Here is a 510-nt window from a genome sequence, read left to right as displayed (position 1 = left end):
GGCAGGCCGCTCGGCTCGCGGGCCCCGCGCTTCATCCGCCGCTCCCGCCCGCTGCACCTGAGCTGGCAGGTCGCGGTCTTCCTGGTCGGCCTGGCCGTCGTGGCGCTGGGTGTGGTCATGCTGCCGCTGCCCGGCCCGGGCTGGGTCGTGATCTTTCTGGGCATGGGCGTCTGGGCGACCGAGTTCGTCTGGGCCCAGCTGGCGCTGCGCTGGACCCGCCGCAAGGTGGCCGAGGCGGCCCAGAAGGCCCTGGACCCGAAGGTCCGGCGGCGCAATCTGACGCTCACCGCGATCGGCGTGGCGGTGATCGCGGCGCTCGGCGGCTGGTACCTGTGGAAGTACGGGCTGGTCATGCCCTGGAAGATCCACGAGGACTGATCCGTCCGCCCGCCCGCCGGGCGGGGCCGTCCGGGTGAGGGCGTCGCCGGGGGCGGCGCTCGGGCCGCCGGGAGAGCGGGTTCGGACCACCCTCCGGGATGCGGTAATGTTTTCCCTGCACCCGGGCGATTA

1 protein-coding gene is annotated in these 510 nt (G+C 73.7%); it reads left to right on the top strand.

Annotation, left to right across the window (positions count from 1 at the left end; genetic code table 11):
- Nucleotides 1–378 (top strand): TIGR02611 family protein (locus tag BI06_RS25275; RefSeq protein WP_051742185.1); only part of this gene is annotated, 378 nt, incomplete at its 5' end.
- Nucleotides 379–510: the final 132 nt, after the last annotated feature.

It is taken from the genome of Kitasatospora sp. MBT66 (assembly GCF_000710405.2).
In the GTDB taxonomy this organism is placed as follows: Bacteria; Actinomycetota; Actinomycetes; order Streptomycetales; family Streptomycetaceae; genus Kitasatospora; species Kitasatospora purpeofusca.
This window is presented reverse-complemented; position numbering and strand designations above follow the sequence as displayed.